The sequence below is a fragment of the Paenibacillus xylanexedens genome, assembly GCF_017874615.1.
Lineage (GTDB): Bacteria > Bacillota > Bacilli > Paenibacillales > Paenibacillaceae > Paenibacillus > Paenibacillus xylanexedens.
The window spans coordinates 1-13992 of the sequence record NZ_JAGIKV010000005.1 but is presented as its reverse complement, the minus strand read 5'-3'; the positions used below and the strand labels follow the sequence as shown (position 1 = coordinate 13992).

16 protein-coding genes are annotated in these 13992 nt (G+C 45.5%); 7 read left to right on the top strand and 9 right to left on the bottom strand.

All coding sequences use genetic code 11. The annotated features are described in order from the left end of the window. Window positions 1-18: 18 nt before the first annotated feature. Together J2Z28_RS07870 and J2Z28_RS07865 are read left to right on the top strand one after the other, a co-directional pair. Complete coding sequence (locus J2Z28_RS07870; protein ID WP_211081832.1) at window positions 19-864, top strand: hypothetical protein; 846 nt, start codon at window positions 19-21, stop codon at window positions 862-864. A 268-nt stretch (window positions 865-1132) separates the two neighbouring features. Then, window positions 1133-1840, top strand: a complete 708-nt coding sequence (locus J2Z28_RS07865; protein WP_211081831.1) for a stalk domain-containing protein — start codon at window positions 1133-1135, stop codon at window positions 1838-1840. A gap of 149 nt (window positions 1841-1989) precedes the next feature. Here the strand turns inward: J2Z28_RS07865 and J2Z28_RS07860 are convergent, their stop codons facing one another. Next, on the bottom strand, window positions 1990-2964 hold the full coding sequence (locus tag J2Z28_RS07860; RefSeq protein WP_211081830.1) for a ring-cleaving dioxygenase: 975 nt from the start codon (window positions 2962-2964) through the stop codon (window positions 1990-1992). Between the two features lie 419 nt (window positions 2965-3383). Between J2Z28_RS07860 and J2Z28_RS07855 the strand changes: the two genes are divergently transcribed. Beyond that, the gene (locus J2Z28_RS07855) at window positions 3384-4145 is read left to right on the top strand and encodes a YwaF family protein (protein ID WP_211081829.1); all 762 of its coding nucleotides are present in this window, start codon (window positions 3384-3386) and stop codon (window positions 4143-4145) included. A gap of 143 nt (window positions 4146-4288) precedes the next feature. Here the strand turns inward: J2Z28_RS07855 and J2Z28_RS07850 are convergent, their stop codons facing one another. From J2Z28_RS07850 to J2Z28_RS07840, 3 genes are all read right to left on the bottom strand, one after another. Beyond that, on the bottom strand, window positions 4289-5083 hold the full coding sequence (locus tag J2Z28_RS07850) for an SDR family oxidoreductase (protein WP_211081828.1): 795 nt from the start codon (window positions 5081-5083) through the stop codon (window positions 4289-4291). A 203-nt stretch (window positions 5084-5286) separates the two neighbouring features. After that, window positions 5287-5550, bottom strand: coding sequence for a YqkE family protein (locus J2Z28_RS07845; protein WP_211081827.1), 264 nt, complete (start codon window positions 5548-5550; stop codon window positions 5287-5289). A gap of 483 nt (window positions 5551-6033) precedes the next feature. Next, on the bottom strand, window positions 6034-6684 hold the full coding sequence (locus tag J2Z28_RS07840; protein WP_211081826.1) for a peptidylprolyl isomerase: 651 nt from the start codon (window positions 6682-6684) through the stop codon (window positions 6034-6036). A gap of 256 nt (window positions 6685-6940) precedes the next feature. On the opposite strand from J2Z28_RS07840, the gene J2Z28_RS07835 reads away from it, so the two are divergent. Beyond that, complete coding sequence (locus J2Z28_RS07835) at window positions 6941-8155, top strand: MFS transporter (protein ID WP_211082029.1); 1215 nt, start codon at window positions 6941-6943, stop codon at window positions 8153-8155. Between the two features lie 102 nt (window positions 8156-8257). Here the strand turns inward: J2Z28_RS07835 and J2Z28_RS07830 are convergent, their stop codons facing one another. The 3 genes from J2Z28_RS07830 to J2Z28_RS07820 form a co-directional block, all read right to left on the bottom strand. Further along, entirely contained in the window at window positions 8258-8449 is a 192-nt protein-coding gene (locus J2Z28_RS07830; RefSeq protein WP_036611535.1) for a hypothetical protein, read from the bottom strand. 39 nt (window positions 8450-8488) lie between these two features. Then, entirely contained in the window at window positions 8489-8860 is a 372-nt protein-coding gene (locus tag J2Z28_RS07825) for a hypothetical protein (protein ID WP_036611534.1), read from the bottom strand. Window positions 8861-8982: 122 nt separating this feature from the next. Further along, window positions 8983-9144, bottom strand: coding sequence for a hypothetical protein (locus tag J2Z28_RS07820; protein ID WP_017690239.1), 162 nt, complete (start codon window positions 9142-9144; stop codon window positions 8983-8985). 144 nt (window positions 9145-9288) lie between these two features. Here J2Z28_RS07820 and J2Z28_RS07815 point away from each other — a divergent pair, with 144 nt between their 5' ends. Both J2Z28_RS07815 and J2Z28_RS07810 read left to right on the top strand, forming a co-directional pair. Beyond that, the gene (locus J2Z28_RS07815; protein WP_036611533.1) at window positions 9289-9570 is read left to right on the top strand and encodes a hypothetical protein; all 282 of its coding nucleotides are present in this window, start codon (window positions 9289-9291) and stop codon (window positions 9568-9570) included. A gap of 153 nt (window positions 9571-9723) precedes the next feature. Continuing rightward, the gene (locus J2Z28_RS07810) at window positions 9724-11622 is read left to right on the top strand and encodes a sensor histidine kinase (protein WP_211081825.1); all 1899 of its coding nucleotides are present in this window, start codon (window positions 9724-9726) and stop codon (window positions 11620-11622) included. 77 nt (window positions 11623-11699) lie between these two features. Here the strand turns inward: J2Z28_RS07810 and J2Z28_RS07805 are convergent, their stop codons facing one another. Further along, window positions 11700-11942: an NHLP leader peptide family RiPP precursor gene (locus J2Z28_RS07805; protein ID WP_084174472.1), complete on the bottom strand. Its 243-nt coding sequence runs from the start codon at window positions 11940-11942 to the stop codon at window positions 11700-11702. A 54-nt stretch (window positions 11943-11996) separates the two neighbouring features. Beyond that, a complete protein-coding gene (locus J2Z28_RS07800) occupies window positions 11997-12944 on the bottom strand; it encodes a hypothetical protein (protein WP_211081824.1) in 948 nt (315 codons plus the stop codon). Between the two features lie 220 nt (window positions 12945-13164). Between J2Z28_RS07800 and J2Z28_RS07795 the strand changes: the two genes are divergently transcribed. Continuing rightward, window positions 13165-13920 (top strand): hypothetical protein, encoded by a 756-nt coding sequence (locus J2Z28_RS07795; RefSeq protein WP_211081823.1) that lies wholly within the window; start codon window positions 13165-13167, stop codon window positions 13918-13920. Window positions 13921-13992 lie beyond the last annotated feature (72 nt).

The following is a 13992-nucleotide window of genomic DNA, read 5'->3' as shown; positions in this document are numbered from 1 at the left end:
ATAAAGGAGCCCAGTATATTGAAAACTTGGACAGGTATCCTGCTGATGATTATTTTGGCGGTAGCTACGATTAGTACAACTTCGGCTGCCAGAACCATGAATGAATCGCAAAAACAGCTTAATATAGATGATCAATCCAGCCAGACCGCAGTGGGCGAGGCTTCCAATATAGATAAACTGCATGACACAGCGAAGGCAACACAGGAATCCATTCCCGTGAAAGAGGAATACGTTTCGGTAGCTCCAGAGAATGAGAAGGTCAGATTATACCCTATGAAAGTTGAGGGTTCAGGATATATATATAACGGAATGATTTTGGAAGTGGACGGCAAAGTGCAAGAATTTAGTGATTGGCAGGGAGAAGGCGGGTCTTACAAACCCGAAGTGCACGAGTTGGATCTGAATGGAGACGGCCAGAAAGAAATTATTGTTCTGTACACGGAAGGTCATGGAACAGGTATTTATTTGGGACAAGCACGTATCATTAATCCGGTAACGCTGGAAGAAATGAAGATGCAATCTCTGGATGAGATTGCGAAACAACATGTGAAGTCGAAAGTTACGGTTAGATCAGACCGTGTGGATGTTGATGTCGCCGTTGATGGCGTTCAAGCAGAACCTTTACGGATCGAGGAAGATACGAGTGGCGGCGTATATAACGAAGAGTTGGGATTCGGTGGAGTTACCTATTACAGTGTAGAGGATGGCCAGCTTGTTGTATCAGCAGCAGGATCTTACGGTGCGGCTTTGTATGCGGGTGATCTGACATTCACTTATGAGTATCAAGATGGCGAGTGGAAGGCCGTAGATTTGAAGTACAGCATGGAAGTGTATGAAGAAGAATATTATGAAACTTTTGATTGATATCATCCTGTTGATATCGTAGTGCAGCGGGAATTGAAAGTTCTCATGTGTGGAGTTAAGTGAACATCTGACAAGAATATCTTCCTTACTCCGTATATGGACAGTGGGAAACTGGGCGAGGCTGAAAAAAATGGGGACATACAGCCTCGTTTTGTGCTGCCCGGAAATAGGCACTGTGTCCTAAAAAAGTGAGAAACAATTGACATTATCACTTTAGTCGTTTAAATGTATAAAGGACAAATCATTTTAACATTCAGGAGGGATTTTGATGAAGAAAAAGGTTGTACTGGGTTTGATGGTAGGCACATTAACGCTTGGGATCGGAACAGGTGCACTCGCAGCAACAGGACTGGAACAGATTAAAGCCTATCTGAACAGCAAGATTACGCTAAAAATGAATGGTGCCACGGTGACAGCCAAAGATGCCAATGGTAAAACAGTGTTGCCTATCACTTACAACGGAACAACTTATTTGCCTGTGCGTGCTGTGGGATCCTTGCTTGGGACAGAGATCACTTATGACAGTGCAACTTCATCCGTCCTGATTGGCGGAACGAATGGATCTGCGCCCGTAACCAACGGAAAAGTAACGCTGAGTGCACTTGGAACATCCGTACTGGGATCTACCGCTTGGCACACCAAAGATCCTAAGGATACCACATATAAAGGCAAGGATTACAAGAATGTTTATCTGCATAATGATCCTACGAAACAGGGGGATGATATCCAGATTAATACGGGTAAAAAGTATTCTTCTCTGCACTTGGAACTTGCCGCGCTGAAAGGAAATCAGGAGATTCATATCTATGATCAGGATCTCGCGACACTCAAAAAGTTCAATATCACTCCAGAAAGCGGTATGATGAGTCTAGATGTGGATGTTAAAGGTACAGACGCTGTCTATGTAGAGATTGTATCTGAAGATCCGGATTCGGCTCTGTTTGTACCGCTCACAACATCGTATCTGACGAAGTAAAACACAATCTGCAAGTTTGCGACCTTACAGAAGGGGCAAGGCAAGCATAAACATAAAAAAACGATGATTCACTAGGCGATTCCTGAACCGTATCCGGTATTCAGAGTTGCCTGGTGAACATCGTTTTTATTTTCTTTTTGTTACGAATATTAGCGGATAATGGTATCCAGTGGTTTCAGGTTCGCTTCGATCTCGGCGCGGCGACCTTCAAGGAATGGAGGCAAAGCAAGCGATTCACCCAGATGCTCCAATTCTTCGTCTGTATCAAATCCCGGACCATCGGTTGCAAGTTCGAACAGAATACCGTTTGCTTCACGGAAATACAGGGAGCGGAAGTAGAAGCGATCTACAAAACCGGAGTTAGGGAATTGGAAGTTACGAACCCGTTCCACCCACTGTTTCAGTTCTTCTTCGTTATCCACTCGGAACGCAACGTGGTGTACGCTGCCACGTCCAGGACGCTCTTGGGCAAGGTCATTCCGTTCCTCAACATGCACCTCGGAGCCGCTGCCACCTTCACCGGATTCAAAAACGAGTACATCAGGTTGACCTGGAGTAAAGGCAGGGTAACTTCCTTTAGCTCTGAAACCGAGCAGTTCGGTAAGAACCGGAGAGGTAAGGGAGGCGTCTTTTACCGTAAGATGGATAGGGCCTAGGCCTACAATGCCATACTCGGCAGGCACAGGGCTCTGATCCCATGGTTTACCACCAGCGACACCTGTGTTGTTTTCATCCGAGACCAGAATCAGACGTTGTCCTTCAAAGTCTGTGAATGAGAGCGTCGCACGACCACCCCGTTCAACAATCTCTCCATGTGGAACTTCGAATTCGTCAAAACGCTGCTGCCAGTACGTAAGTGCCGCATCACTTGGAACGCGAAGTGACGTTCCAGATATGCTGTTCACCCCTTCACGAGTCTGTCCGGCCATCGGAATCTCGAAGAAGGTAAGTTCGGTACCCGGATTACCTTTCTCATCGCCATAGAAGAGATGGTAGACGGATACGTCGTCCTGGTTGACCGTTTTTTTAATGAGGCGCAGACCCATGATGTTGGTGTAGAAACGATAGTTCTGATCGGCATGTGCTGTTAGAGCTGATACGTGGTGAAGTCCTTTGATTTGCATAATAATTCCTCCTAATTTAGGTTATACGTTCAACTAAGGATTATTTACACTGGCACTCCGATGACAGAACAACCTTCCGATCGCTGTTATCCCCAGATTTTTTGATTCCTTTTTTGAAAGGGAAAATCCGGGGATAAAGGCGAACGCTCTGCTTCTTCCGGTTATTTCTGTCCTCTCCGTTATCGTGTGAAAGTTCAGTTGAACATTTTTTGAGTTTATTTTAATTTATTCTTTATTAAGAAAGTTACTAACTTTTCGTTTGTTTTGGTTCTAAATTTATCTTAACATAAAGATATTTAAATTACAATGCTTATTTAGAATTCCAACTGGACAGTACTTTCATTCAATGGCAAAATGAAAAAGTTAACATTAAAGAGAGATACTGTTGGTGAGATCCTTGTAAAGGAGAGAAGAGATGCATGGCGTATCCACCATGGCTGGACCCTTATGATGCAGAGCCGTTTATCCTGTTCTCCACTTCACATATCGTTTCGATTAGCGTAATTACAGCATTAATTGTACTGATGTTTTTGCTTCGACACCATCTTCGATCATGGTCAGAGAGGGCACGCCGCATACTGCGGATTGTTCTGGCCTGCATCATGTTTGCCTGCGAAATCGTGCTGCAACTCTGGTATGTATATGGAGGGATATGGAGCCTGCAGACGTCCCTGCCACTCGAACTATGCAGTCTGTCGCTGCTGTTATCGGCGTTGTTACTGCTAACACGCAGTCGACTGTTACATTCTGCACTGCTGTTTGCAGGCATTGCTGGAGCCCTTATGGCGATCCTGACTCCTAATCTGGGTTATGGTTATGCACATTTTCGATTCATTCAATTTTTCGTTGCTCATGCTTGTATCATTCTGGCTTTACTCTACATGACCTGGGTAGAACAGCTGCGACCTAGCTGGAGATCTGTAGCAGGTTCGATGATATTTGTGAATGTGGCAGCACTAATCGTATACGTTGTAGATGTCATGCTTGACGCGAATTACATGTTCTTGAGACACAAGCCGAGTACACCCTCGGTGCTTGATATGTTAGGTCCGTATCCCATGTACATCCTTGGGGAAGAGATACTTGCGCTTGTTTTGTTCTCGCTAATGTACATTTTGCTCTTTGCCATTCCAGACCGGTTGAAGCATCGTGTGAAAAAAGGTAAAAGTTCCGCGGTGTAGTGATAATCCTTGTAGTTGCAACTGCGCAGGATTATAAACTTCTTATAAATAAAACATCCCGCAGTAATCTGACCGGATCAGATCGCTTGCGGGATATTCGGGCGTTGTCCCTGAATGAGGCAGGGCCAACTTATATTATATTTTTATCCACGGAGCAGAGATTCCGCACCATCCACATAGATTCGTGTACCTGTAACATGAGAGGCTTCATCGGAAGCGAGGAACAGAACGAGGTTCGCCACTTGCTTCGACGTTCCAGGTTCGCCCTTGAGCGGATGTTCGTGACCCTCAGGGAATTCAACAGGAATCTGTACTTCTTCCAGATCATCCGACGGGTAGGTGTTATCATCAATGTTGGTATCGATGGCTCCTGGGCAGACGGCGTTAACACGGATCTTATAACGAGCCAACTCCAGTGCAGCCATCTTCGTAAACGCAGTTTGTCCCGCTTTGCTGGAAGCGTATGCAGAGAAACCGATCCCTGAGAAGACCCGGTTACCGTTGATGGAACTGGTAATAATGATGCTGCCGCCATGTTCTTTCAGATGAGGAATAGCATATTTGACGGTTGCGAAGGTTCCGCGCATATTGATCTCCATCGTTTGGTCCCAGTCCTCAATTTCCATCGTTTCAATCGGGGCCATCGTTCCGTTAATGCCGGCATTCGCAAATATGATATCCAGTTTACCCGCTTCAGCCGCGGCCTGATTGATTGCCTTCTGCACATTATCCGGTTTGGAGATATCACATTCGATCACATACGCTTCTCCGCCAGCCTTTTCAATCGTCTGCTTGGTTTCCTCCGCATTTTCGGGTGTGCGATCCAGCATGTACACTTTGGCCCCATGTTCGGCGAATCGAATAGCAGTAGCCTGACCAATACCGGATCCACCTCCGGTTACAATCGCCACTTTGCCTTCCAAACGTTGTTCTGTCATCTCTGATCCCTCCATGAGTTAGATTATCGTTGTACGCTCTACTTCTAACATACCCGGCTCAAGACGCGTGAATCATATGTGTATATATCAAAAAGAACAGGACCGCAATGCGGCCCTGTTCTGTGAGCAGATCATGATCTGTCTGCTCTAATATTATTTTGGCATGTGAATGGTTGGAAACTCATTCAAGTCATGTCCGATACTTACTTATGTTTCTTCCAGTCCATTGCACTGTTATTGAGCAGATATTCGAAATCGTTATCCCGGCGCTTCTGCTCCGCTTGGCGAGCTTCTTCTGCCTGTTGACGTTCCTGCTCTTTAAGAGCCGCTTCGGCAGCCTTGGCTTCATCCGCCTGAGCTTTCAGCTTCTCCAGCACATCACTGCTAAGCAAATCCTTCAGTGTTGTGGGTTTATCCTGTGCTACTGCTGTTTTGGGAGCAGGAGTGCGTTTTTTGGATTTTGCCATAGGAAAATCTCCTTTCCAAACATGAATCAGGTTCCATTTATCGTACAGTAGTCATAGTATATCAGGTTCCCGTAAAGCATTCCATGAATCTGCGGAACAAAAGCAGGAAAACGAGGGTTGCGTGACGAATGAAAACGGGTATAAAATCATATACTATTACCGATACTGCGACTATTCCCTGGAGAAAGGAGTCGTTGTTCGTGGAAGTAAACCGTGGTTTACTGAAAGGGCTTGCATGGGGCGTTGCCTTTAGCTGCCCGTTATGGATTGCGATTATCGGCTGGTTACGTTTGATGGGATGGATGTATTGAGGATGATGCCGGAAGAGGTCATTTTTTATAAAGTCATATATGTAACCGTTATCATTAAAATCAATAAATAAAGCTCTGCCTTGCGAGATACGCACAGGACAGAGCTTTTGTTTGTTTAGAGTTCATTACAAGTCATAACCATGGATTATCATCCATTTGGCAAGGAAGTTAATTAAGGCATTTTTACCGGCTCTGGATATTCCAGACCGCGGGTATCTACCGTAACCTTTTTCATGACTTGATCAGTAACCGGTTTGTCATTTTCACCTATTTCCTGAGCTGCAATGTTATCCACAACTTCCATACCTTCGGTCACTTTTCCAAAAGTAGCATATGCATTATCCAAATAATCAGCATCTGCTAACATGATGAAGAATTGGGAGCCTGCTGAATCAAGATTATCCGATTTACGTGCCATCGAAATAATTCCCCGAGTATGATTTAGGTGATTCTTGTGGCCATTGGATGTAAATTCGCCCTTAATCGTGTATCCCGGGCCGCCCGAACCGTTACCATTTGGGTCACCACTTTGAACCATAAAGCCCGGAATGACCCGGTGAAAGATCAGGCCGTCATAGAACCCTTTATTCGCAAGGGAGATGAAATTATACACCGTGTTGGGCGCAATCTCGGGATAGAGCTCAATAACGATCTTTTGACCATCCTGCATCTCAATGGTAGCTACCGGGTTTGGACCTTCAGGTGCGGCCGGGACCGGCGTTTGTTCGGCACTGGTTGAAGGGCGTCCGCAACCACTAATGACGATAAGCAGCATCGCAAGAACGAGCGATACTGCGGTTGTTTTTTTCCACCGTAAAGACATGAAAACGTTCCTCCTTGCATCTCTGCATTATATATTTTCTCCAAATCATATTTGGATATTTACCCAACTATCATACCGTTTTTGTGGACAGGATGGCAATGTAATACATGTGTTTGTGGTGAACAAGGGATGGCCTTCATGGAATGATGGGTGTAAAATAAGGAAAATGCTTCCGCATCGGGGACGTACGGGTCTGTTCCGTCCGCTCCAATACACGGCAGTCCCGGCGTCAGTAACGGAAAGGGCGTGCGGGTATATGAACTTCTCGTGGAAGCGCAATCTGGTCATATTGTGGATTGGTGTATTTTTTTGCAGCACCGCCTATTCGATCTCAATTCCATTTCTGCCCCTGTTTCTAAGTGCTGACTTGGGGGTTCGTGATCACCTGGAGTTATGGTCAGGACTGGCATTTGGCATTACGTTTCTCGCGAGTGCACTCGTGTCTCCGTTCTGGGGATCACTGGCTGATAAATACGGACGCAAGCCCATGCTGATCCGGTCGGGATACAGCCTTGCCGTCTTGTATTTAATCAATTATTTCGTGCAGGACCCGTATTCTCTGATTGTTGTTCGATTGTTTCAGGGTCTGCTTGCAGGGTTTGTTCCAGCAGCGATTGCTCTGGTAGGCACAAATACACCTGAAGAGAAGACTGGTTATGCACTTGGTATTATGTCCACTGCAGGAGCCACTGGTGGTATTATTGGACCGTTAATTGGTGGCGTGGTGAGTCATTATTATGGCAACCGGAATGCATTTTTATTTTCGGCTATTGTTGTGTTAGTCTCAGCAATCATCGCAACCTTCTGGGTAAAAGAAGAGAACTTCAACCGGAACAAAGCGCGTTCCCACGTCATGGATGACATTCGTGAAGCAAGAGCGAATCGTTTGTTTATGACGGTGCTTGGCATGATGGGTATATGTACATTCTCCGTCATGATTCTGGAGCCACTATTGACGGTCTATGTGATGGAGATGGGCGTTCAGCCGGATCGTGCCTCACTGAGCTCGGGTATTATTTTCTCAGCGGTGGGGGTAGCAACAGTTATTATGGCGCCGCGTTGGGGCAGGATTGGTTCAAGGATTGGATACGGTAAAGTGTTGATCATTGGACTGGTTGGTGGGGCTGTAGGGAATCTTCTGCAGTTCTTTACAACAGGTTATATCGCATTCGGCATTTTACGATTTGTGTATGGTTTATTCTTTGCGGCTGTATTTCCGGCAATTAACGCCATGATTGTGCAGGCTACCGCATCGAGTTTCCGGGGCAGGGCTTTTAGTCTGAATCAATCGGCTGCCCAGATCGGGACGATGGCGGGACCGATTATTGGTGGTGTACTTGGTGGCTGGCTGCCGATACGCTGGATTTTTATTATTAATGGAGTTGCATTGATCATCACTGCGATGGTAGCAAAGTGGTCAGGATTGGATCACAAACTGCCCGTGGCAAGTAAGGTTTCCGCTAAGCGATGATGCTAAATCACTGAGTGTAAGTGAACTTACAGGTAACAAAAAAGATGACGCTGTGAAATTACAGACGTCATCTTTTTTAAGTCTACTACGGATCTATATAAGTTAGTCATCCGAAGAGGGCTTACGAGAAGCCTTCTCTTTGGGAATGGCATGCTCGACCGCATCACGTTGATCCTCATCCTCAAGTGCTTCGGGGAAGGAGTCCTCAGTGAAAAGTCCGAAGTCCGGGTCAATATCTCGTTCGGTCACGAGATTATCCGGTTCATGCACATGCTTCTGGCGATCTTCCTTCATCGTGTATGCACCTCCTCATTCAGGATGTCATAACAGCTGTTAATGTCGTGGTGGAATGTCGTTCTCCGGTTTGGCATCCGCACCAGCACCATTAAGCAAGTCGGTACCATGCAGCGCATCCGGATCGGGTGCAGCAGGATCAACCGGACTGTTCGGTTGCAGAAGATCTGCATCAGGTACAGATTCCAGCGGTGTCTCAGCCAAACGTGAATCCAATTCCGGCTCATCCACAGCGGTTGCGGCTACGGGTGCCAGATCCGAATCTTCCGTTACAATCCGTCTGCCGGAAACTTCATCAAAGGTATCCATATCGCCTTCCGGGACTTCCGTCTCTGGTGGAATATCGCGGGACCTCTGATAACGGTCATAATAGCGGTCGCTCTCTTCGTTACTAATTGGTTTGTCAGACATGAGTAACACTTCCTTTCATTGTCGGTTGTCCAAATGCTTCTTACCCCGTAGTTACCCAAAGCGCTAGTATTGTAATCTTGCACAGGTTATTATCTCCGGGTGTTCGCTACGATATGAATGCCTTAGAATTTGGGGAATACATATTTAACCAAGAAGTATAAGAATCCGAAAAAGATAATGATATATGCGGCATATTTAATAAATGTGGAAGCGACCATACTTGAATCCGATTTATGCTGAACATCCTTATGTTCCACCTCAACCGTACGATGGGGCTCATTCATTGTAATCATCTCCTTAGCGTGTTTGTTTGCTTTGAGAAACCATTACACCCGGAGCCAAGGATTGAATCGCAGCCACCGTTTTTACAGCTTTTCCTGTTTTGCCTATGTTATGATGAAGCTTGAATATGTAAGGGAGGGATTCATGTGGACTGGTATACACTGGGTAATATGATCACACGCATCCGTATCGGGCAAAAGGCGTCCACACCCGGGTTCTCCCGTACCGTCATCCGTCGTCCGGATGGTTTGTTTTGGGTAGGCGGTATATGGTCCGGGCAAGTTGTCCAGTTACGGGATTTCCTTTTTTCCGACATATGGACCATCTATGATGATGAGGAGACAGAGCAGTGGCTTGAATTTCGCAGTCAAGTTGAACAGAAAGAACGGGAAATGATAGTGAACCAGTTCGAAGACTTGCGTGATTAATCGGATAACTTTAACAATAAAATGGAAATAAGACTATAAATCGACTTAAATGTGAAATTTCATTTTATCTCAAGAAGGTGACGTGACAAACGGTGGCGAATGATAAATGAGAGAATCTAAGATAGTGAAAATTAGAACTTTGAGGTGCTGTGAATGAAAAATGTGCCCAAAGCTATCGTCATCTTATGGATGAGTGTATTGATTATTCTAGGCATGCCACATGGGATAGTCTTTGCAACTACAGGAGCGGTTCAGCAACCTGTATCCATTACAGGATGGGAAGTAAAATGGGGGAACGTTGACGACCAAGGATTCATCAGTGAGGTTAAGGGAGCAGACGAGATATGGGAAAAGCAGGGCAGCGATAAGTTAGAGTATAGCAATACGGATCGATCGAATTCTTTATGGACTCGCCTGACCATCCCTGAGTTGAGTGAGGAAAGTTCAGCCATTCGATTTGAGAACATTAAAGGCAATCATATTGTTGTCTATCTGGAAGACCGCAAGGTCTACGAGAACTATCATTACAATTATGATAATAATGCGGTGTTGCTGCCCTTATCCAGCGGAAATTCAGGTGACACGCTCTATGTATGGTCGCAAAATGAAAAAGGCCGTCTGGGGATACAAGGTACTGTTCAGGTTGGACCTTATGCCGCGTTACAGGAGAAATATATTCATAACGGACTTATTGATGTAATTCTGGGCGCGACCTTTGTGTTCACAGCGATTACGATGCTGAGTTGTACGTTCTTCCTTGGCAAATTCCATAAGGGATTATGGATCTCGCTATGCATTGTGATGGGTTCCATCGGCACGATGATCATCACGTACTCGCAATTTTTGTATACGTTCTATCAGGTATATGGTGACCTGTATTCCGTAGTCTTTGATCTGGCGATGCTGCTGGGTATGCCAGCGCTATGTTATTTTTTCGAACAGATTATCGGGCCAGGACTGCATGGAATCTTCACCAAACTGCGAAAAATACTATTCATATATTCAGTTATCGCTGTGTTCTCTCTATTTATCTATGTTACTTCAGGTGGGCAATGGGAGATCCTCTACAATCTGCTCGTACAGCGTGTGGTTGGCATTGTGCTGGTCATTCTGCTGACAATCCTGTTGGTTGGTACCATCGCCAAAGCGCTGCAACGAAATCGGGAAGCTATGCTGCTTGCAACGGGATTCGGTACATTTGCCTTGATCAGTGTGGCTGAACTGTTGTGGTATTATCAGCGGAGTGGGACGTATCATCTGTTATGGTGGAAATGGTCCATGGTTGCATTTGTGATCTCGTTGATTGCCATTCTCGGAAGTCGTTTTGCCGAAAAACATACTAAAGTTCTAGAGTATTCCAAGGAACTGGAGCTGTTCAACAATGAGTTGCAGCGATCCGAAAAGATGGAGATTATTAGCGAACTGGCCGCTTCCGTTGCCCATGAAGTACGTAATCCACTTCAGGTGACAAGAGGGTTCTTGCAACTTATGACGGAACAGGAAGACAACAAAAATAAGGGGTATGTGCGTATTGCACTGGAAGAACTTGATCGGGCTTCGGGCATCATAACGGATTTTCTTACCTTTGCCAAACCTGAGTTTGACCATATTATCTCGCTCAATATCTCGGATGAGTTCAATCATATTGAAGGCATTCTTGTACCGATGGCTAATCTGGAAGGTGGTAAAATCACCACCGACATTCCGCCAGATCTATATATTCGAGGCAATTCCTCGAAGTTTAAGCAGGCTTTTATCAATATTATCAAGAACAGTATTGAAGCTCTGCAGGGACAAGGCCAGATTGATATCTGGGCGTACAAGCAGGATGGAATGATTAAGGTGCATGTTAGGGATAACGGAGAAGGAATGGACGAGGAAGCACTCTCCCGGTTGGGCGAGCCTTATTTCTCCAATAAAATCAAAGGCACAGGCCTCGGCATGATGGTGACATTCCGAATTGTTGAAGCGATGCAAGGACAGATTAGCTTTACAAGCACCAAAGGGGTAGGAACAGAAGCGGTTGTATCTTTTGTCGAGTTCGTCGATTGACGAACTCACAGAAGGATACAGCGGCTTTTTTTGTTCCTACCCCTAATTTCTTACACTACAAGATTAGCTCACCCGAATTAACTTCTCCAAGGCCCACAATTCACATCATAATTTACTTTGGAAGGGTTGGGAGGTATGACAAGCACATAGTCATTCTGCTGCTCCTCAACAGTGCGTACCTGAATGTTCTCCGGAATTACGATGCCGAACGCTTCACGAAGCGCCTGCTTCGGATTGGAGTGCAATTGTTGTCTGAAGTGCTCGTCAGTCCAAGCCTTTTCAATAATATCCTCATGCAACGTTTTCTCTGATACCATCATCGTCAACATTCCCTTCATATTTAAAATTAAACTGAACCAGCTTAGTCCTTATGTTCAGAATCCCAACTGTTGCTCGCTAATCCAGTGATGAAACCCGCCTTGGAGGAGCTGTTTCTTCCGTTGTGTAATGTCCTGAACAGCTTGTACTAAAGTGCTGCATAAGTAAGAATTAAACGCCTCGAGATGCGATATTCCTAAGTTAGACGATGTTAGTGTACGATTATAGTGATAAGCAATGTCTACGTAAGAGTTCATGAGTTGTGTATTGTATACATTGTCATGTATACGGTCGCTTAGAGGATGAACTGGATAGTTATGATTCAGTGCTGCGGATATGTGGGAGAGGTAGCTGTTGTAGTTTCCATGCACAGCATCTTGTTGCGTGTCTGTGAAGTCATCGGTCATCTGGAGTGTCATGAGTGTGATGTTGATGGCAGAACACACCGGGATGATCCGGTCGGACTGATTCAGCAGAAGCAGTGCACCAGTAGCTCCAATGAGGAGAGGGGCAGCCTTTTGCGCAATCAACAAGGGATTCTGTTGGAAATAATCAATGGAATGCTCACCCGTAACACTCACGGCCCAATCCACTACATATTGTCTGAAATAGACCCAGAACGTGGAGGAAGGATTGAATAATACCGCGTAAGATTGAAGTGCATCCATGTAATAAAGATTACCCAGGGATAACTTCAATGTGGCATTCTCCGGTTGTTCATCCATCACGTCGTCCTGATTCAGAAAATATAACATGTGAATGAGACAGGCTGTACTTAATTGGTGTGCTTTCTCTGGGGGTAGTTTATCTGAGTGTTGAATCCAAAGTGGAGTGATGTACCCGATGTAGCTGTGTCCCGAATCTCGTAACAGCGGATTAACCGAACGAAGCTGCTCTAATGCATGTCCTGACAAGGGCTCGGGATATTCCCGTACGAGTTGCTCCGCTGAAGCAAACACGACCTCCAGATCGGATCTAAACGGATCTAACCAATCTCTCCGCATCGTTACATCTCGTCCTTCCTGCGATAAGGTGACTAAGGACTGTTCGACTAGATCATGAAGTTACTTTCAGTATAGCGGAAATAAACTGAAAAAAATAGGATTTTTTGTGATCAATTGTGAGAAAAATGATGACTTTTTGTATTTTATGGCATAAAAAAGTGGATTTTAGGCTCAAACTAGGAAGGCACAGGATTTCGACATCGGAAAGGCGGCAGAAAAAATGAATTTGAAATGGAAAACATGGATGGCAGCCGGATTGGCAGCCGTAGTTATAACAGCAGCAACAGGACATGTGGTATTTGCTGACCCAGCCGTTCGTGCTGAGGAATATGATGATGCGTCAAAAGCTTCTTCCTCCGGCAAACCAGCGAAGCCATGCATGCAGGCAGGACACGGTCTGTTCATGATTGGTGAGACGGCAGACTTGCTTGGGATTGGACTTCGGGATCTGAAAGAACAGATGGAACTTGGCAAGACGTTGTCCCAGATTGCGAAAGAGCGTAAGGGACTAAGTGAGGAGCAGTTATTGCAGAAGTTGAAGCCTACACTTGCACAGCGTCTGGATCAAGCTGTAGAAGAAGGTTGTCTCACCAAGGAACAAGCTGCAGCCACGAAGGCAGACATGGATACCAAGTTGAAAAAGGTCATTAATACACCGCTGCGTGATTTGCGGCGTGAATTTGCCCACCATGGCAAACGTTCCATGGTAGATAAGGGCGAAATTGCCCGGTTTATTGGAGTCACCCCTGCTCAACTGCACGAGCAGCTTCAGGGAGGGAAATCCCTGGCTGAGATTGCTCAGGCAAAAGGCATTAGTGAAACGCAGCTGGTGGACAAGCTGAAGGAACAATTAACGGGTGATCTGAAGAGATTTGTGAATCAGAAGGGCAATGTGCATCCAGCCCCGGGTCCCCAGGAACCTGTTCCTGGACGATCAACTTCGAGCGAAGTGAAGGGGCTGTCCCATAAGTCATAAAAATGGCTAGGGACAGACCTGTTTTCCAAATTGTAAAACAAAAAGAAGCCTTTCCTTGGTAAAATGGAAGTG

Bases quoted from the DNA above. Each gene is read 5' to 3' on its own strand.
- J2Z28_RS07865 (WP_211081831.1), top strand. From the start codon at position 1,133: ATGAAGAAAAAGGTTGTACTGGGTTTGATGGTAGGCACATTAACGCTT.
- J2Z28_RS07860 (WP_211081830.1), bottom strand. From the start codon at position 2,964: ATGCAAATCAAAGGACTTCACCACGTATCAGCTCTAACAGCACATGCC.
- J2Z28_RS07855 (WP_211081829.1), top strand. From the start codon at position 3,384: ATGGCGTATCCACCATGGCTGGACCCTTATGATGCAGAGCCGTTTATC.
- J2Z28_RS07850 (WP_211081828.1), bottom strand. From the start codon at position 5,083: ATGACAGAACAACGTTTGGAAGGCAAAGTGGCGATTGTAACCGGAGGT.
- J2Z28_RS07845 (WP_211081827.1), bottom strand. From the start codon at position 5,550: ATGGCAAAATCCAAAAAACGCACTCCTGCTCCCAAAACAGCAGTAGCA.
- J2Z28_RS07840 (WP_211081826.1), bottom strand. From the start codon at position 6,684: ATGTCTTTACGGTGGAAAAAAACAACCGCAGTATCGCTCGTTCTTGCG.
- J2Z28_RS07835 (WP_211082029.1), top strand. From the start codon at position 6,941: ATGAACTTCTCGTGGAAGCGCAATCTGGTCATATTGTGGATTGGTGTA.
- J2Z28_RS07830 (WP_036611535.1), bottom strand. From the start codon at position 8,449: ATGAAGGAAGATCGCCAGAAGCATGTGCATGAACCGGATAATCTCGTG.
- J2Z28_RS07825 (WP_036611534.1), bottom strand. From the start codon at position 8,860: ATGTCTGACAAACCAATTAGTAACGAAGAGAGCGACCGCTATTATGAC.
- J2Z28_RS07820 (WP_017690239.1), bottom strand. From the start codon at position 9,144: ATGAATGAGCCCCATCGTACGGTTGAGGTGGAACATAAGGATGTTCAG.
- J2Z28_RS07810 (WP_211081825.1), top strand. From the start codon at position 9,724: ATGAAAAATGTGCCCAAAGCTATCGTCATCTTATGGATGAGTGTATTG.
- J2Z28_RS07805 (WP_084174472.1), bottom strand. From the start codon at position 11,942: ATGATGGTATCAGAGAAAACGTTGCATGAGGATATTATTGAAAAGGCT.
- J2Z28_RS07800 (WP_211081824.1), bottom strand. From the start codon at position 12,944: ATGCGGAGAGATTGGTTAGATCCGTTTAGATCCGATCTGGAGGTCGTG.
- J2Z28_RS07795 (WP_211081823.1), top strand. From the start codon at position 13,165: ATGAATTTGAAATGGAAAACATGGATGGCAGCCGGATTGGCAGCCGTA.